The organism is Hydrocarboniphaga sp. (assembly GCF_965279055.1).
GTDB lineage: Bacteria > Pseudomonadota > Gammaproteobacteria > Nevskiales > Nevskiaceae > Hydrocarboniphaga.
Window position 1 is genome coordinate 4,054,269 of sequence record NZ_OZ257125.1, and the last position, 17,531, is coordinate 4,071,799.

At 64.5% G+C, this 17,531-nt stretch carries 19 protein-coding genes and 1 tRNA gene; 3 read left to right on the forward strand and 17 right to left on the reverse strand.

Going from position 1 to position 17,531, the window contains the following annotated elements:
- Complete coding sequence (locus ACQZF9_RS18270) at positions 1 to 264, forward strand: hypothetical protein (protein WP_428310393.1); 264 nt, start codon at positions 1 to 3, stop codon at positions 262 to 264.
- 176 nt (positions 265 to 440) lie between these two features.
- Here ACQZF9_RS18270 and trhA read toward each other — a convergent pair whose 3' ends face one another.
- From trhA to ACQZF9_RS18310, 8 genes are all read right to left on the reverse strand, one after another.
- Positions 441 to 1,121: a PAQR family membrane homeostasis protein TrhA gene (gene trhA, locus ACQZF9_RS18275; protein ID WP_428310394.1), complete on the reverse strand. Its 681-nt coding sequence runs from the start codon at positions 1,119 to 1,121 to the stop codon at positions 441 to 443.
- 6 nt (positions 1,122 to 1,127) lie between these two features.
- Positions 1,128 to 2,282: a HupE/UreJ family protein gene (locus tag ACQZF9_RS18280; protein ID WP_428310395.1), complete on the reverse strand. Its 1,155-nt coding sequence runs from the start codon at positions 2,280 to 2,282 to the stop codon at positions 1,128 to 1,130.
- Positions 2,279 to 3,490, reverse strand: a complete 1,212-nt coding sequence (locus ACQZF9_RS18285; RefSeq protein WP_428310396.1) for a hypothetical protein — start codon at positions 3,488 to 3,490, stop codon at positions 2,279 to 2,281. The genes ACQZF9_RS18280 and ACQZF9_RS18285 overlap by 4 nt, the downstream gene beginning before the upstream one ends.
- A 127-nt stretch (positions 3,491 to 3,617) precedes the next feature.
- Positions 3,618 to 4,847 (reverse strand): hypothetical protein, encoded by a 1,230-nt coding sequence (locus ACQZF9_RS18290; protein WP_428310397.1) that lies wholly within the window; start codon positions 4,845 to 4,847, stop codon positions 3,618 to 3,620.
- A 17-nt stretch (positions 4,848 to 4,864) separates the two neighbouring features.
- Complete coding sequence (locus tag ACQZF9_RS18295) at positions 4,865 to 5,299, reverse strand: ExbD/TolR family protein (RefSeq protein WP_428310398.1); 435 nt, start codon at positions 5,297 to 5,299, stop codon at positions 4,865 to 4,867.
- Positions 5,300 to 5,427: 128 nt separating this feature from the next.
- Complete coding sequence (locus ACQZF9_RS18300) at positions 5,428 to 5,859, reverse strand: ExbD/TolR family protein (RefSeq protein WP_428310399.1); 432 nt, start codon at positions 5,857 to 5,859, stop codon at positions 5,428 to 5,430.
- 4 nt (positions 5,860 to 5,863) lie between these two features.
- Complete coding sequence (locus ACQZF9_RS18305) at positions 5,864 to 6,688, reverse strand: MotA/TolQ/ExbB proton channel family protein (RefSeq protein ID WP_428310400.1); 825 nt, start codon at positions 6,686 to 6,688, stop codon at positions 5,864 to 5,866.
- Between the two features lie 32 nt (positions 6,689 to 6,720).
- Positions 6,721 to 7,341, reverse strand: coding sequence for an energy transducer TonB (locus tag ACQZF9_RS18310; protein WP_428310401.1), 621 nt, complete (start codon positions 7,339 to 7,341; stop codon positions 6,721 to 6,723).
- Positions 7,342 to 7,822: 481 nt separating this feature from the next.
- Here ACQZF9_RS18310 and ACQZF9_RS18315 point away from each other — a divergent pair, with 481 nt between their 5' ends.
- Positions 7,823 to 8,053, forward strand: a complete 231-nt coding sequence (locus tag ACQZF9_RS18315) for a biotin/lipoyl-containing protein (RefSeq protein WP_428310402.1) — start codon at positions 7,823 to 7,825, stop codon at positions 8,051 to 8,053.
- A gap of 13 nt (positions 8,054 to 8,066) precedes the next feature.
- Here ACQZF9_RS18315 and ACQZF9_RS18320 read toward each other — a convergent pair whose 3' ends face one another.
- From ACQZF9_RS18320 to ACQZF9_RS18335, 4 genes are all read right to left on the reverse strand, one after another.
- A complete protein-coding gene (locus tag ACQZF9_RS18320; RefSeq protein ID WP_428310403.1) occupies positions 8,067 to 8,858 on the reverse strand; it encodes a putative DNA-binding domain-containing protein in 792 nt (263 codons plus the stop codon).
- Positions 8,855 to 9,721, reverse strand: coding sequence for a DUF692 domain-containing protein (locus ACQZF9_RS18325; RefSeq protein ID WP_428310404.1), 867 nt, complete (start codon positions 9,719 to 9,721; stop codon positions 8,855 to 8,857). The genes ACQZF9_RS18320 and ACQZF9_RS18325 overlap by 4 nt, the downstream gene beginning before the upstream one ends.
- Before the next feature lie 55 nt (positions 9,722 to 9,776).
- Positions 9,777 to 10,037, reverse strand: coding sequence for a hypothetical protein (locus ACQZF9_RS18330; protein WP_428310405.1), 261 nt, complete (start codon positions 10,035 to 10,037; stop codon positions 9,777 to 9,779).
- 392 nt (positions 10,038 to 10,429) lie between these two features.
- Positions 10,430 to 10,522 (reverse strand) — tRNA-Ser (locus ACQZF9_RS18335).
- Between the two features lie 283 nt (positions 10,523 to 10,805).
- Here ACQZF9_RS18335 and mltF point away from each other — a divergent pair.
- Positions 10,806 to 12,245, forward strand: coding sequence for a membrane-bound lytic murein transglycosylase MltF (mltF, locus tag ACQZF9_RS18340; protein ID WP_428310406.1), 1,440 nt, complete (start codon positions 10,806 to 10,808; stop codon positions 12,243 to 12,245).
- 36 nt (positions 12,246 to 12,281) lie between these two features.
- Here the strand turns inward: mltF and def are convergent, their stop codons facing one another.
- The 5 genes from def to leuS form a co-directional block, all read right to left on the reverse strand.
- Positions 12,282 to 12,812: a peptide deformylase gene (def, locus tag ACQZF9_RS18345; protein WP_428310407.1), complete on the reverse strand. Its 531-nt coding sequence runs from the start codon at positions 12,810 to 12,812 to the stop codon at positions 12,282 to 12,284.
- Positions 12,809 to 13,171 carry a (2Fe-2S) ferredoxin domain-containing protein gene (locus ACQZF9_RS18350; protein WP_428310408.1) on the reverse strand — a complete coding sequence of 121 codons (363 nt, stop codon included), beginning with the start codon at positions 13,169 to 13,171 and terminating at the stop codon, positions 12,809 to 12,811. The genes def and ACQZF9_RS18350 overlap by 4 nt, the downstream gene beginning before the upstream one ends.
- An 11-nt stretch (positions 13,172 to 13,182) precedes the next feature.
- Complete coding sequence (locus tag ACQZF9_RS18355; RefSeq protein WP_428310409.1) at positions 13,183 to 13,908, reverse strand: DUF481 domain-containing protein; 726 nt, start codon at positions 13,906 to 13,908, stop codon at positions 13,183 to 13,185.
- 83 nt (positions 13,909 to 13,991) lie between these two features.
- Positions 13,992 to 14,618, reverse strand: a complete 627-nt coding sequence (gene lptE / locus ACQZF9_RS18360; protein WP_428310410.1) for an LPS assembly lipoprotein LptE — start codon at positions 14,616 to 14,618, stop codon at positions 13,992 to 13,994.
- Positions 14,619 to 17,294, reverse strand: a complete 2,676-nt coding sequence (gene leuS / locus ACQZF9_RS18365; RefSeq protein ID WP_428310411.1) for a leucine--tRNA ligase — start codon at positions 17,292 to 17,294, stop codon at positions 14,619 to 14,621.
- Between the last annotated feature and the right edge of the window lie 237 nt (positions 17,295 to 17,531).

The window sequence follows — 17,531 nt, forward strand, 5'->3', positions numbered from 1 at the left end:
ATGACGATCTCCTACCGCAGCAAGCTGATGGTCGTCAGCGCCGGCGCCTTGCTGGCGCTGGCGCTCACCGGCTGCCACGACAACGGCCACGAACCCGGCGACGACATGCAGCCGGCCGACGTCAACGCTCTGGCGACGACGCAGATCAATACCAAGACCTGCGAGAAAAACACGCCGGACGAAATCAACGCACTGGATCTGAACGACACCGACGAGGCGATCGACGTCGCCACGCTGACGCCGGCCTGCTCAGGCTCGATCTAGCGGCGACTTCAACCATCCCGTGGTCCACTGGCCCCGCTTCGGCGGGGCTTTTTTGTGGGTGCTGTCGAGCACGCCTTTCATCAAGCTCATTCCTGCGAAGGCGGGAATCCAGAGATGTCCCATCGCGCTCACCGCACTGGGTCCCCGCCTTCGCGGGGACGACGCTTGAGGCGCCGTTACGGAATCACGTAACGCAGCACCATGAAGAAATGCGCGGCGCTGCCGGCCAGCACGAACAGATGCCAGATCGCATGAAAATAGCGCTGGCTTTCGCGCAAATAGAAGGCAACGCCGATGGTGTAGCACAAGCCGCCACCGAACAGCAGCACCAGGCCGCCGGTCTGCATGCCGTGGATCAGCCGCGGCAAAATCAGCAGCACGCTCCATCCCAGGCCCAGGTAAAACGCCAGCGCGAAACGCTCGTGGCGCTCGTGAGCCAGCAGGCAGAACAACATGCCGGACAAGGCCACCAGCCAAGTCAGGCCGAACAGGCCGTAGCCGAATGCACCGCCGATGCTGATCAGATCCAGCGGCGTATAACTGCCGGCGATCAGCAGATACACCATCGCCTGATCGAGCTTGCGCAGCTGGTACTTGGTCGCCGCGTGCCGCACGCTGTGATACAGCGTCGAGCCGGTGTATAGCAGGATCAGGCTGGCGCCGAAGATGCTGCTGGCGATCACGTGCAGCGCGTCGCCGTTCAACACCGAATACACCACCAGCACGCACAGGCCGGCGATCGCCAGCACGATGCCAATACCGTGGCTCAGGGCATGCGCGAATTCCTCACTCATCGAATACGGCGGCGGCAGGCTGCGCAGCGGCGCGGGCAGGGGTTTGTCGATCAGCGTATTCATGTCATGTCAGAAGAACGCGAATGGGGGGCGCCAGTCGAGCATGCGCTCGACCAGCCACAGCAGGCCGATGGCCATCACCAGGACCGAGCCCGGCAACAGCAGGCCGTAGCGATACACGCGGCGATGCCGCAGCGCATATCCCAGCGGCACGACCACACAGACCAGGCTCAGCTGCGCGATCTCGACGCCGATGTTGAATGCCAGCAGCGCCCAAACCCGCCCGGTGGTCGGCAGGCCCAGCTCCATCAACGCGCCGGCGATCGCCGAGCCATGAATCAGCCCGAAAAAAATCGCCAGCCAGGGCAGGCCGCGATTGACCATCGGGACCAGATTGTTCAATGCCGCGAACACCACGGTCGCGGCCACCGCCGACTCGACCCAGCGCGTCGGGAAATGCACCCAGCCCAGCGCGGCGATGCTCAGGGTTGCCGCATGCGCAATCGTGAACGCGGTGACGATGCGCGCCGATTCCAGCAGCGGCTGACGCAGCTTGCTCGCAACCTGCCAGCCCTCGCGCGTGCGCCGCGTCGCCGCCGGCAGGAACAGCGCGGCCAGGAACAGCAGATGATCCCAGCCGGTCCAGACATGCCAGATGCCTTCGTGCAGATAGGTGCGGAAAACACGCGCAGTCGAGGCGCCGCCGGCCTCGATGACGATGTCGGGACGAGTCGGCGAGAACACGTCGCTGCTGATCTGCTGGCCGTAGTCGAGCTTGAGCAGGCCGCGATGCAGCCGGTCCAGGTCGAACAGCAGGCCGTAGTGCAGATACAGCTGCTGCGGCGCGTGCGCGCATTCGCCCTGCAGCATCAACGCGGCATAGCGGCCGTCGAGATGCTCGGCGATGCGCAGTTCCCGCACCGCGAGCGCACAGCGCGCATGGCCGTCGCCGAGCTGCAGATTCGCCAGCGCATAAGCCTCGATGCGCGGCGCGGCGCCGCGCACTTCGCCCCAGTTCAGTGCGCCGTCGCCGTCGGCGTCCAGGCCGATCGCCTCTTCCAGGTCGCGCAGCGCGATGTCCCATTCGCCGCTGATCGTGGCCTGCTCGATCTTCAGATCGAGATAGCTGGTGCTGGCGGCGTGGGCGTCGGCGCGAGTGCTGGCGAGCAAGGCGCACAACATCAGCGTCGACAGCGCGGCCTGGCGCGCGAGCGCGGCGATCACGATGCCGCTCCAAGCTGTTCTGCGAGCCGATGCAGCAGCGGATCTTCGATCGTGGTCGCACGCATCCACTCGAGCACCGGCGCGGCGGCGGCCGGCTGCCTCGCGGCCAGCGCTGCCTCCAGCAACAGCCGCGCGTCGACGGGCTCGCGCTGCACTTGCCAGTTGCTCTGCGCCAGCAGCAGCGCGCGCGCCGGGTCCTGCTCGATGCGCAGCACGAACATCGTCTCTTCGCGGCCATGCGTGGTCTCGCCGCGGGCACGCACGGCGTCGAAGCGCGAGATCAGCTCGCGCCGGTGCGCATCGAAGTCCGCTTGCGGCGTGCCGGCAGCTTGCAGCTGCTGCTCGGCCAGCGTCAGGCGCAGCAGCAGGGTGTCGACGCGCTGCTGATCGCGCAGCCTTGCGATCACCGGCTGCGGACGCTGCCGGTCGAGTTCGTAGTCGGCATAGGCGGCGAGCAGATAGGCATCGCCGCTGTTGCTGGCATCGAGTTCGGCGAGCGCGGCGTCGTAGCGCTGCGGCGCGTCGTCACGCTCCAGCCGCGCGGCGAGTTCCGCCGCCAGCGTCAACGTCCACAGGCGCTCATCCAGCGAGGCACCGGTAAGCCGCGGAATGATGGAATCGACGCTGGCCAGCGCTGCGGCGGCACGGCCCGACAGGCTGCTTGCCGAAGCGGCGCAACTGGTCGCGGTGACCAGATTGCTGCGGGCCAGCGCGGCGCAGTCGCGCAGCGCCTCGCGCGGCCGGCCCTGCACCATCAGCAGCGAGGCGCGAGTCAGATGCGCCGGCGGATAGTTTTCGCGCTGCAGCAGCGCATCCAGCGCCGACATCGCACCAGTAAAATCGTGGCGCTGCTGCTGCAGCACGCTGCGCAGCCAGTCGATCTCGACCGGCGCCTTCGCATCCGCATCCCAGGGCGACAGGGCCGCGGCGGCGTAACCGTAGAAACGCGGATCGCTTTGCGTGCGCCCAAGCTCGATCGCGCGACGCGCATAGGCGGCGGCGATTGCCGGATCGCGCGGGCTCGCGGCCAGCAGCGCGCGCTCGCTGCGCAGTGCACGCACCGCCGGATCGCGGCGCACCGGCAGGCTTTCGAGCACGACGCTGTCGTCGCCGGGAATATAGGAACGCGGCGCCGCCGCGCTCGCCGCGGAACAGCTGCTGCCCGCGGTCAGCAGCAGGCAGGCAAAACGGAGAAGAGCGGCGCGCATGCTGAGTATTCGCAGCCGGCGCCTCGGCGGATGCGGCGCGGCGCCGGTCGGCAATCCTTTGCCGTCTGTGCTGTCGATGCGCCGTCCCGGCCTCATGTCGGCAAGGGATTGCCGACCTCCATCGGGCTTATTTCGACCTGGTCTGCAAGGTCCACAGGCGCGCGATGTCCTTGGCGCCGTCGCTACCCTGCACCGCCGCGAACGCCTTCAGCGCCTGGTCTTTCTTGCCGGCCATCAGGTAGGCGACGCCCAGGTGGAGCTTAGCTTGGTCAGCAAGCTTGATACCGCCTTTGGCGATGCCCTGCTCGATCAGCGGCAGGCCCTTGTCGGCCTGCCCATACGCGACATAGTTGAAGCCGGTGTTGACCAGCGCATCGCCGCTAGCCTGCGCGGCAGCGGCTTTCTCGCCTTCGGCGAGCGTGGCCTTGTCTTCGGCGATCTTCTTGGTGACCAGATCCTTCAGACGCTGATGGCGCGGCGCGTCGGGGCCGGCACCGAGCAGCTTCGCGGCGTAGCCCTCGTCGACGAACTTCTGCGCCTCGCCCGGAAAGCCGGACTGCAGCGCCAGCTGCGCGGCCTCCATGTAGTCGTCGGCCTTTTCCATCGTGCCGGTGGCGTCGCGCAGCCGGTACATGTCCAGATCCAGGCGATCGGAGAAGCCGGGCTTGCGCTGCGTGCGCACCAGCAGATCGAGCCAGTATTCCTTCTTCGGGCTGTAGGTGACCAGCTGCTCCAGCGCCGCAGTGTAGGCGACCATGTCGTTCTGCTTCAGCGCGCAGGAGGCCAGCAGCTGCAGCTGCGTGTCGGTCGGCTTCTTGCCGGCGGCGGCGAGGCCCTTGATCTCGGCGCTCAGCGCGACCGAGGCTTCCTGGTACTTGCCGGCCAGATATAGCGATTGCGCATACAGGCCCAGCGTCTCGGCGCTGGTGCCGCCGGCGGCCTTGTACTGCTGGATCGCGCTGGCGGTCTTGGCGTAGTCCTTCGAGGCGTAGGCGATCTTCACGTAGGCGTCGAGCGTCGGCAGCTTTTCCGCCGCCGGCAGTTCCGGTGACGCCAGCACCTGCTCGTAGGCGCCCAGCGCGCTCTTGTAGTCGCCGGTGCCGATCGCCGCCGAGGACTTCAGTCGCTGCACGATGTAGTTCTCGTACGGCGTCAGCTTGCCGATCGCTTCGGCCTGGTCGATCTTGGCCTTGGCATCCTTGTAGTTCTTCGCCTGCAGCGCCTTCTGCGCTTCCTGCAGCGGCGCGCCGACTTCCGGACGCACGGTCGGCTTGTCGGCTGCAAAGCTCTGCGCGCCGATCAGCATCAGCAAGGCGCCGGAGGCGAGACGGAAGGTTTTCGAGGTCTGGTTGTGCATGGAGTCCTGCTGCTTGCCTACTGCATGAATTGTTCGTTACCGACGAGACCGATCTTGGTCACGCCGTGACGCTGCGCCGAGGCCAGGACCGCGGCGACGTACTTGTACTCGACCAGCTTGTTCGGGCGGATATGAAACTCGCTCTGGTTTTCTCCCGCTTCGCCTTCGCGGCGGAAGTTCGCGTCCAGCGTGCCGCGATCCATCGGCGTGCCGTTCCACAGCACCGTGCCGTCGAAGTCGATCTCCAGGTCCACCGCCGGCGGCGGCGGGGCGTCGCTCGCCGGCGGGTTGGCCGATGGCATATCCAGCTTCACCGCGTGCGTCTGGATCGGGATCGTGATGATCAGCATCACCAGCAGCACCAGCATCACGTCGATCAGCGGCGTGGTGTTGACGTCGACCACGACTTCCGGATCACCGGAGCCGCTGCCGCTTCCTAGGTTCATTCCCATCGTTGCCGCTCCATTTGTTGGCTTCAACCTGTCATTCCCGCGAAGGCGGGAATCCAGTGGGCAGAGAGCCGCGCCTTATCGTCTCTGGATTCCCGCCTTCGCGGGAATGACGGGGGTTCGTGTTGGCTTCAGCCTCGCGGCGGCGGTTCGGTGATGAAGCCGATCTTGGCGATGCCCGCTCGCTGGCAGGTGACCATCACCGTGCCGATCGCCTGGTAGCGTGCGGTCTGGTCGCCGCGGATGTGCACTTCCGGCTGCGGCACTTTCACCGCCTCGACCTTGAGCTTCTCCAGCAAGGTGTTCACGTCCGGGATCGCCTGCGTGTTCCAGTACATGTTCCCTTCCTTGTCCACCACGATGGTGATGTTCTCGGGCTTGGTCTGCAGCGCCTGGTTGCGTTCGTTCGGCAGTTTCACCGGGATCGTCTGCGTCACCACCGGGATCGTGATCAGGAAGATGATCAGCAGCACCAGCATCACGTCCACCAGCGGCGTGGTGTTGATCGCGGAGACGACTTCGTCTTCGTCTCCCGATCCTTCACTGCCGATGTTCATGCCCATCGGATCAGGCCTTGTCGCCGACGCGCGAGCCCGACAGCAGCACGCTGTGCAGGTCGGCGCTGAAGGCGCGGACCGCTTCCATGCCGGCCTTGTTGCGGCGCACCAGCCAGTTGTAGCCCATGACCGCCGGGACGGCGACCGCCAGACCGATGGCGGTCATGATCAGCGCTTCGCCGACCGGACCGGCGACCTTGTCGATGCTCGCCTGGCCGCTGATGCCGATCGCGGTCAGCGCGTGGTAGATGCCCCAGACCGTGCCGAACAGGCCGACGAAGGGAGCCGTCGAGCCCACGGTGGCGAGCACCGCGAGACCGCCCTGCAGGCGCGACTGGATTTCGTCGACCGCGCGATTGATGCTCATCGTCACCCAGCTGCTCAGGTCGATCTGCTCGACCAGCGTGCCTTCGTGGTGGTTCTGTGCGGAGACGCCACGGTCGGCGATGTACCAGAACGGGCTGCCGGCGGCGAGCGAATTGACACCGTCGGGCACCGAGCGGGCTTTCCAGAACGTCGCGTTGGCGGCTTTCGCCTGGCCCATCAGCTTGGTCTGGTCGATGAACTTGACGATCATGATGTACCAGGTCGCACCCGACATGATCAGCATCGAGATCAGCACGAAGCGCGCGACGAAGTCGCCCTGCTTCCACAACGCGCCGATACCGTAGGGGTTTTCGACACTCTCGGTTTTCGCTTCGGCCAGCGGCGCTTCGGCCGGCGCGGCTTCCGTTGTCGGCGCGGCAGGCGCCGGATCCTGTGCGAACACCGTGCTCGACAACACCACCAGGGCGGCTCCGGCCAGCGACTGCTTCAGCGTTTTGACGAACGACATATCCATCCTCCAGATGTACTTCATTAGACCGATCAGTCCTGCTTGCGGAAGGTGTATTTGAGCTGCGCCCAGGCCGGCGCTGGCGCACCGTCGACGATGCCGGGCTCGAACTTGCAACGCGACAACGCCTGCTGCGCCGCCTTGTCCAGGCGATCGAATCCGCTGGATTTTTCGACCTTGCTGTCGGTGACCTTGCCGTCGATGCCGACCAGCAACTGCAAGGTCACCGATCCGGTTTCACCCAGGCGTTCGGACACCGCCGGATAATCCGGCTCCTTGCAGGCCTTGGCCTTGACCACCGGCGCCTTGGTGTTGTTCGCCGGCCGCGGTGCCGGTGCCACGTTCGGCGGCGGCGCCACCGTCGTCGTTGTGATCGTGCTCGCCCGCGGCGGCGGCGTCGCGATGTTGATCTCCGGCGGCGGAATGAACGGCGGCGGCGGAATGTCCAGCTTCGGCGGCGGCGGCGGCGGAGGCGGCGGCTCCTCGTTCTTCACCTCGTCCAGAATCTTGGTCTCGATCGGCGCCGGCAGCAGCTCGATCGCCTTGCGCGCCAGACCATTCACCAGCCCCCAGACCAGCAGCACGTGAAACACCACCACACCGATGAGACCGACGAGGCGACGGGATGATTGCGGCTTGTTGGAGAAATCCATGCGTCAGCCCTGAAGGAAAGAAAACGGGCGGTCGACAGCGGCCCCGTTGCGGGACGGCCCGAAACCACAGGTCGGTAGTGGCACGATGCCCGCGCCACAAACCAAGCCGATTTTTTCCACGCGACCGTAACCGGCCGCGACACCGCGTCGCTGCGCTTCTCTCACAACTGCACCCTTTTTTCGTTACGCCTGCCGTCTGCGGCGGGCCGCATCGGCTGGCTGTCCGGCTGCTGACGCCCTGGCCTGGTCGATGATGACAAGCGGGCGTTGCATCGCCCGCTGGCTTCGTTCGACTCGGCGCAATCGCGACGCGACCGTCCTTAGATTTATCGGCCGATCATATTTCATGGCCCTGTAAAAGCCAGCACCATCCGATCGGAGCCGCTGAGCATATGCAATAAACTGGCCTTATTCGAGAGGCCGCGTCGCCGCTACAATAGGTGACAGGCAGATCCTGCCACCATTCAGCCGGCCATCGCCCATGAGCACGCAAATTATTCTCCCCAAGCTGGGCTTCTCGATGAACGAAGGCACGCTCGCCGAATGGCATGTCGAAGACGGCCACAGCATCAGCCAGGGGCAGTTGCTGTATTCGCTCGAAAGCGAAAAGTCGGTGCAGGAGATCGAGGCGCCGGCCAGTGGCAGGCTCAAGCTGATCAAGGCCGCCGGCGTGGCTTATCCGGTCGGCACGATCCTCGGCGAGATCGTCTGAGGCTTTCGCGTATTCAGCGGCTGCTGTCGACGACCAGCGCGCTGATCCATTCTTCTTGAATCCAGCGCTTCAGCAGCTCGGCGGCGCGCATCGCCACCTGTTCTTCATCGTGCCATTCGCAGAGCCGCTCGCACAGCTCGCCGAAGCAGGCACCACCGACGGCCGCTTCCAGCGCGGCCGCCTCGTCGGCCTCGAGCACACGGTGCCGCACGCCGAGCTGACGGCGCCAGATCACGCGCCGCTGCGCCTCGGCGAGCAAGGCAACTTCAGGAATCTCGCGTTCGAGATCGAGTGCCAGGCGGATCGCCGCAACGTTCCAGCGCGGCTCGACGCAGCGCAATGAAGCACTGAATGAAAGCTGCATCAGCGGCCATTGTTCGAGCGACAGCGCGGCGACTTGTTCGATCGTCGCCAGCGACTCGTCGACAGCATCGAAGGCCAGGCTCATCTGCCACTCCAGCGCCGCCATCTCAGCCAGAGCCGGCGAATGCGACCACGGCACGGCGCGCTGCAGAAAGTCGCCGAGACGATCGCCATACCAGCGCACATTGAAGTAGGGCGACGGCGAGGCTTCCACATAGGCGCGCGCCATTTCATCGAAGCCTTCGGCGCCCAGCAGATGCAGCAGGCCAGGGAAATCGTTGCGCAACACTTCGCACAGACGCAGCCGATAAGCCTGCTGATAGATACCGAGACGACGCGGCGCGTCGGCCACCCCGTCTTCGACAACCGCATCCCGAATCGCCGCATCGCCTCGCAGCACGTAGCCGGTGAAATCGCGTTGCAGCTGCTCGAGCGGATTCATGCGGCTGCGGTACGAGGCGACACGATCGACGCTGCAATATCCCGCGCGTAGGTCAGCTCGTCGAGCATGTCCTGCAGAGGAGGAATGTGGTCGTCGCGCTCGATCATGGTCGACACCGCGCCGAAGCGGCGCAATGCGTAGGCGTACAAATCCCAGACCGGGCCGATCACCGGCGCGTCATGGGTGTCGATGATCAGATCGCCCTGATGCTGATGCCCGGCCAGATGAATCTGCTGCACGCGATCGGCCGGCACGCCGTCGATGAACTCGCGCGCGTCAAAGCCATGGTTGTGCGCGCTGACGTAGACATTGTTGACGTCGAGCAACAGCAGGCAATCGGCGCGCCGCGCGATTTCGGCGAGGAATTCCCACTCGCTCATTTGCGATTGCCGGTAGCTGACATAGCTGGACACGTTCTCCAGCACTAGGCGCCGCTCGATCACCTGCTGCACCTGGCGCACGCGCGCCACGACATGATCGATCGCCTCTTCGGTGTAGGGCATCGGCATCAGATCGTGCAGGTTGTTTCGGCCCATGCCGGTCCAGCACAGGTGATCGGAAATCCACGCCGGCTGCACGAAATCGGCGAGTTTTTTCAGTTGTTTCAGATAGTCCATGTCGAGCGGATCGACACTGCCGATCGACATCGACACGCCATGCATGACCAGCGGATAGCGCTCGCGAAAACGCGCCAGGTAATGCAAGGGCCGACCGCCGGGAATCAGGTAATTCTCGGACACGATCTCGAACCAGTCGACGGCAGGATCGCCGGCGAGAATCGCATCGTAGTGATCGACGCGCAGTCCCAGGCCGAAGCCCAGCGACGGATGCGTCAGCGAAGCAGAATTTGAGTGGTCAGGCATCGAATCAATGCTGCCACGCGAACCGGCGACATGCCGATCCGCGTGGCAACGAGCCTTAGCTCTTCTTGACTTCTTTCTGCGCGGCTTCGCAATCAGCCTTGCTGCTCTTCTCGGTCATGCCCTGGCCCTTGCAGGCGTTCTGGCCCTTGCAGGCATTCGCCGACGTCTTGCAGGCGCCCTGGCCCTTACAGGCGCTGGAGTGCTCGCAGGAAACCTTGGCGGCGTCACCGGCAAAAGCGGTGTTGGTGGCGGCAACCGAAAACAGGCCGGCAGCGGCGGTGGCGAAAGCAAGACCGGTCATTTTGATGGACTTCATTTGGATATCTCCGTTGAGAACAATACGAAACACGAATGGATGAATGACTCACGACGGCGACACATCAACGCTGGCTCTGATGAACAGCGAAGTAGTGCGTCGCCACTTCCTCGCCCTGAGCCATACGTGTCGATTCAAGTTCTGGATCAAGCCTTGAACCGAACCAGCGTTGTTGTCGCTGGCCTGAGACGCATACTCCGCCGATTGCATCGGTTGCGATGCCACTGCGAGTCGCCGGCTTATTGCCGAGCGTCCGGTCTCGGAGCCGCGCTGAAATGGCTTGCGGGCAAGGTCGGCAAACGGCGTGATGACCGGCCGGTCAGGCCGCGACTTGCGCGCGGCCAACAAAAAAGCCGGTCATTCGGAGTGCGAATGACCGGCTTTCACAATAGTGGCGGAGAGGAGGAGATTCGAACTCCTGTGCAGGCTTTCACCCACCATCCGATTTCGAGTCGGCGCCGTTATGGCCACTTCGGTACCTCTCCGCAGAGGCTGCAACTTATTGTATCGCCAGCCGTAATGATCAATCTACGGCGCCGGAACCGACCGCGGGTGAACGCTGGTCTGCTCAGGCCACTGAACTTTTCAGCCCAGCGAGTGACCAATCGGACCCGGCCCTGAAGCCCATCCTGTACAGAATTCGTTCAGTTACCTGAACGAACGCCTGTGCTAGGGTGCGCGGCCGAAGCGATAGGGCGTGCATTGTAGATGAATGACGCAGTGAAGCCTACTGCTCTTCGCAAACCGGGTGCTTGGGCTGCAACGCTGATGTTCGGCGTCGTTGCCTGTTGTGCACTCACAACCTGCACACCGTCGGTCAGCTCGCTTGAGAAAGTGAAGCGGACCGGGGTGTTGCGGGTCGCGACGGTCAATAGTCCGACCACGTATTACCAGGGGCCCGACGGGCCGACCGGGTTTGAATACGATCTCGCGCAAGGTCTTGCGGACAAGCTGGGCGTAGAACTACAGATCGAGGTGGCGGCATCGCCGCCAGCAGCGCTGGACATGGTGCGCACGGGCCAGGTGGACGTGGCCGCGGCCAGTCTGGGCGTGACCGCGCTCCGCGGGCAGCACGTGCGGTTTTCGCGCCCGGTGCTGACCGTGGTACCTCAGCTCGTGTACCGGATGGGCACCGCGCAGCCGGAGAATCTCGGCGGCCTCGGCGGCCATCTGGTGGTCCCGGCCGGCAGCTCGCATGCCGAGCGGCTCGCGGCCTTGCGCAACTCCAACCCCGGCCTGGTCTGGGAAGAGTCCAGCGACGACGATGCCGAAGACCTGCTCGAGAAAGTCGCCTCCGGCGAGATCGACTACACCGTCGCCAACTCGGACCTGATCGCGATCAACCAGCGCTACTACCCGAAGCTGCGCGTCGCGTTTGCGCTGGCGGAATCGCAAGATATCGCCTGGGCATTTGCGCAGGATCGCGACCCCAGCCTGTTCGACGCGGCCGGCGATTACCTGAACTCGATTGGCGATACCGAACTCGCGCGGCTGCGCGATCGGCACTTCGGCCACATCGAACAGGTCGACGCGCTCGGCGCCGTGGCGCTGGCGACGCATGCACAGACACGTCTGCCGCGTTATCGCGCCGCATTCGAAAAAGCAGCGCGCAAATACAATCTGGACTGGCGTCTGATCGCGGCGATTTCGTATCAGGAATCGCATTGGGATCCGGCCGCGGTCAGTCCGACCGGCGTGCGCGGCATCATGCAGCTGACCGCGCAGACCGCACTGCATCTGAAAGTCGCGGATCGGGAAGACCCGCTGCAAAGCATCGGGGGCGGTGCGATGTATCTGCGCGCGATCATCGACCAGATGCCGGCCGATATTGCCGAGCCCGATCGCACCTGGCTTGCCCTGGCCGCGTACAACATGGGCGTTGGCCATTTGAACGATGTGCGCGAGCTGACCAACAGCCTCGGCGGTGACGGCACGCGCTGGCTCGACATCCGCGGATCGCTGCCGCTGCTCGGCCAGCCGAAGTGGTACAAGCAGACCAAGCATGGTTACGCGCGCGGACGTCAGGCGATGCAGTTCGTCGGCAACGTGCGCACCTATTACGACATGCTGGTGTGGCTCACCGACAGCGCCGGCGGCACGACGCAGAATGCGCCGCAGAGTGTGCTGATGACGCCGGCGATCGCACCGCCTGCGGACGTGATACCGAGCGCGGAGCAGATCCTGAAGATTCGCGCGCCGATCCTGTAGAGACCTGTGGCCCGGGTGAAACCCGGCTTGCAGCGCTCAATCGTCCTGCACGACCTGCCCCGGAAACAGCTCTTCCTGAAAGCCGAAGCGCGTGAAATCCCGCACGCGCATCGGATACAGAATGCCGTCGAGGTGATCGCATTCGTGCTGCACCACACGCGCATGAAAATCATCGACCGTGCGATCGATGATGTTGCCGCCAGCGTCCCAGCCGCGATAACGCAGGCGCTTGTAACGCGGCACCACGCCACGCAAGCCGGGCACAGAGAGGCAGCCTTCCCAACCGTCTTCGAGTTCGTCGTCCAGCGGCGTCAACTCGGGATTGATCAGGATCGTTTCCGGCACAGCGGCGGCTTCTGGATAGCGCGGGCTGGCCGTGAAACCGAAAATCACCACGCGCAAATCGACGCCGATCTGCGGCGCCGCCAGGCCCGCGCCGTTGAGCGCGCGCATCGTGTCGAACATGTCGGCGATCAATGCGTGCAATTCCGGCGTATCGAAAGCCTCGACTGGCTTTGCGATACGCAGCAGGCGCGGATCGCCCATGCGCAGCACCGGGCGGATCATCGGAGCTTGAGCCGATCGACGATTTCGCCGCCGACAACATGGCGATCGATGATCTCGTCGACGTCGGTCTGATTCTGGTAGCCGTACCAGGTGCCCTGCGGATAGATCACCAGGCACGGCCCGAGTTCGCAACGCTCCATGCAGCCGGCGTTGTTGATGCGCACCGAGCCGGGCTTGGCCAGCTTGAGTTCCTTGATGCGCTTCTTCGCGTGATCGCGTGCTTCCACTGCGCCGTGGCGCCCGCAGGAGCGGCGCTCACCGGTGTCACGCATATTCGTGCAGAAAAACACGTGATTTTTGTAGAAGCTGCGTTCCGGCGCCGGCGGCGCGGCGGGCGCGGATTCGTCTTCGGAACTCATACGCAAAACTCCTAACCCGGCTTCTTGCCGAATGCGTAGCTGAAATTGAGCGCCGTCGTCGTATCGGTGCTCTTGATACCGGGTTCGACCTGCGAGTTATGCTGAACCGTGTAGATGACCGACGCAAAAAGATTGCCGATCACATACAGCTTCAACTCGGTAACCGACTGCGAGAAGGTATTGGCGTCGCCGGATTCGATCTTGATGGTTTCGCGAAAGCCGCTGTTGTCGTTGATCTTGTACTGGTAGTCCGCGCCGAAGCGGCCGATCAGATCGGTGTCTTTTTCGCGCGAATCCTGCTCGATCTGTTCACGGGCACCGGCACCGAGTTCGATGTCGAGAAAATGTTTCGGCCCGGTCAGAAAGTGGCGACCGAAGCCGGCCGTCTGCGACGTGCGTTGCCGAATACCGCCGAACAGATCCTTTTCGAAATCCGCGGCCAGAAACACGTAATTCTGTTCGTAGAACGTGTAGTCGATCTTGTCGGTGACCAGGTAGCGTTCACCGGTGGTTGCACCGTCGTCGGACGCGAACTGCGCCTGTGACAGAAACGCGTTGCGCCACGAGCCCTGAAGATAGTCGAGCGTGAACTTGGCATTGCCCGAACTCGTCTTGCTGTTGCCCGACGTGTTCAGCAAGCCCGCTGACGCTTCGCCCCACCAGGGCTCGGCGTTGGCGACGCACGGTGCCAGCGCGAGCAGCGGGAAACCCAGACAGACAGCCGCAATCCTTTGCATGAAAGACCTCGTTCGTATTGTGGGTTTGCAACGGTGAAACTCAGCGTCGGCGTGCGCGCCGACGCTGCAACGGCAACGCGCCGCTAGGGCGTCGGTGCCGGCATCGGCGGCTGCGCCGGGTCCTGCGCGGGCGCCGGCGTTGCATCGGCCGGCGTCGCCTGCGGCTGCACCACCTTCGCCGGTTCGCCGACCACCTTGCCGGCCTGGTGCGACAGCTGCGTCTCGACTTTCAGCAGCAGCAATTCTGCCAACTGATCCTGAATATATTCGCGCAGCCGCGCTTCTTCTGCCTCTTTGGCCAGCACCTGCTCGTCGCTGAAAGAGTAATCGCGCGTCACCCGCAGGCTGCCGGGCGTGACCAGAACCTGCGCGCCGTCGATGACTTCGTAATCGACCGTGGTCACCAGCAGGAATTCGATCGCCTTGCCGTCGGGACCGACCGACAGCACCTGCCGGCCTTCCTTCAGGTTGGTCAGCTTGATCGTCGCGGTGGCGCTGGCCGCCTCCTTGGTCACGGTCGCGCCCTGGCGCGTCAAGCGCTGGCGCAACGAGGTCTCCAACGGCGGCTCGGACACGCGATACGGCACGATCACGTCGATGTAGACGCGGCGCAGTACGTCCGGCAACGGCCGTGAGCCGGCGGGGTGGAAGCCGCAGGCGCTGACCAGCAGCGCGACCGCGACCGAACCGATAACGAGCTTGGCGCGCACTCAGATCACCAGGTTGACGAGCTTGCCGGGCACCACGATCTGCTTCTTGATCGGCGCACCAGCCAGGAAGCGCTGCACGTTTTCGTCGGCCAGCGCGGCCGCGATGATCGCGTCCTGCGCAGCGTCGGCGGCGACGTCGATCTTGCCGCGCAGCTTGCCGTTGATCTGCACCACCAGCGTCACCTGATCGCGCACCATCGCCGTCGCGTCGGCGATCGGCCAGAGCTGCGCCAGCACGTCGTCGCTGCCACGCAGCTCTTTCCACAGCGCATGCGCGATATGCGGCGTCACCGGGTTCAGCATCAGCGTCACTGCCTCCCAGATTTCCTGCAGCACCGCGCGCGATTGATCGTCGTCCGCTTCAACGCGGCTCACGGCATTGAGCAGTTCCATGATCGCCGCGATGGCGGTGTTGAAGGTGCGGCGGCGGCCGTAGTCGTCGCCGACCTTGGCGATGGTTTCGTGCAGCAGCCGGCGCAGATCTTTGTGCTGCGCATTGAGCGCGGCGACATCGAGCTTGGGAGCCGGGCCGCGCGACACGTGCTGCTGCACGCCGCGCCACAGCCGGCGCAGGAAGCGCGCCATGCCTTCGACGCCTTCTTCCTTCCAGTCCAGCGAATAATCCGGCGGCGCCGCGAACATCGAATACAGGCGCACGGTGTCGGCGCCGTACTGCTCGATCATCGCCTGCGGATCGACGCCGTTGTTCTTGCTCTTGGACATCTTCTCGATGCCGCCGATGACCACCGGCTGGCCGTCGATTGCGTGCTTCGCCGCGATCGGCTGGCCCTTGGCGTCACGCTCCAGCACGACGTCGGCCGGGTTGATCCAGGTCTTCTTGCCGTCGGCGGCTTCGCGAAAATACGTCTCCTTGATCACCATGCCCTGCGTCAGCAGCTGCGTGAAAGGCTCGTCGCACTTGACCATGCCTTCGTCGCGCATCAGCTTGTGGAAGAAGCGCGCGTACAGCAGATGCAAAATTGCGTGCTCGATGCCGCCGATGTACTGGTCGACCGGCAGCCAGTAGTCGGCGCGCTCGTCGAGCATCTGCTGGTTGTTGTCGTGGCTGGCGTAGCGTGCGAAATACCAGCTGCTTTCGAAGAAGGTATCGAAGGTGTCGGTCTCGCGCGTCGCCGGGCCGCCGCATTGCGGGCAAGTCGTCTTCGCCCACTGCGGATCGGCCTTGATCGGCGATTTGACGCCGGTGAAGGCGACATCCTCCGGCAGCACCACCGGCAGCTGGTCTTCCGGTACCGGCACCGCATCGCACTTCGCGCAATAGATCACCGGGATCGGGCAGCCCCAGTAACGCTGGCGCGACACGCCCCAGTCGCGCAGTCGGAAGTTGACGCGGCGCGAGCCGCTGCCCTGTTTCTCGAAACGCGCGGCGATTGCATCGAATGCCTGCTGGAAATCCAGGCCGTCGTATTCGCCGGAGTTGATCAGCGTGCCGTGTTCGGTGGTGGCATGCGTCTGGATCTGGCGCAGCTGTTTCAGCAGCGGCTCCTGCGCGGAGTGCTCGACCGGCTCGTCCTCGTCGGACAGCTCGCCCAGCGTCGCCAGCCGCGCCTCCAGCTCGGCCTCCAGCGGCGTGCGGATCACGCGCCTGATCGGCAGGCCGTACTTGGTGGCGAACTCGTGATCGCGCTCGTCGTGGCCGGGCACCGCCATCACCGCGCCGGTGCCGTAGCCCATCAGCACGAAGTTCGCGGCCCACACCGGCACGCGCGCTCCCGTGATCGGATGGATCACGGAAATGCCCAGCGGCATGCCGCGCTTTTCCATCGTCTCCATCTCGGCTTCGGCAACGCCGCTGCGCGAGGCTTCCTTCAGGAAAGCGGCCAGCTCGGCGTTGCGCGTGCCGGCTTTCTGCGCCAACGGATGCTCGGCGGCGACCGCCAGGTAAGTGACGCCCATCAGGGTGTCGGGGCGCGTGGTGTAAACCTTCAACGGCTCGGCTTCGCCCTCGACCGCGAACTGCAGCTCCAGGCCCTCGCTGCGGCCGATCCAGTTGCGCTGCATGGTCTTGACCGGTTCCGGCCAGCCCGGCAGCGCGTCGAGATCGTCGAGCAGCTCCTGGGCGTAGGCGGTGATCTTCAAGAACCACTGCGGAATCGAGCGCCGCTCGACCACCGCACCGGAGCGCCAGCCACGGCCGTCGACGACCTGCTCGTTGGCCAGCACGGTCTGGTCGATCGGATCCCAGTTCACCACCGAGTCCTTGCGATAGACCAGGCCCTTCTTCATCAGCCGCGTGAACAGCAGCTGCTCCCAGCGGTAGTACTCGGGCCGGCAGGTGTCCAGGCGCCGCGACCAGTCGTAGGCGAAGCCGAGCCGCTTCAGCTGCTCGACCATGTACTCCATGTTGGCGTAGGTCCACTTCGCCGGCTGGGTGTTGTTGGCGATCGCCGCGTTCTCGGCCGGCAGGCCGAAGGCGTCGAAGCCGATCGGCTGCAGCACGTTCTTGCCGAGCATGCGCTGATGCCGGCTGATGACGTCGCCGATGGTGTAGTTGCGCACATGCCCCATGTGCAGCTTGCCGCTGGGGTACGGGAACATCGACAGGCAGTAGTACTTCTCGCGGCTGGCGTCTTCCACGGCCTTGAAGGACTGGTGCGCGTCCCAGTAAGCCTGCGCGCCGGCTTCCAGCTCGGCGGGGCTGTATTGCTCCTGCATGTCTCGTGATCGGTGGTTCGAAGGAAGCGCGGAGTTTAGCAGCGGGGGTGCGCGGGCCGTCGCAGACGACACGCAAGTCAGGAGCCGAGAGTGACAAGCCTTGTCAGTCGCTGACGAAAATCGGCGCTGCGTCACAGAGAATGGTTACGTAAGCCATTGTTTTGACGCAGATCACGTATCGAATTAGCCAAGGCACAGCCATTGCTGTTGCTTCAGCACAGGGAGAGAACTCCCTTT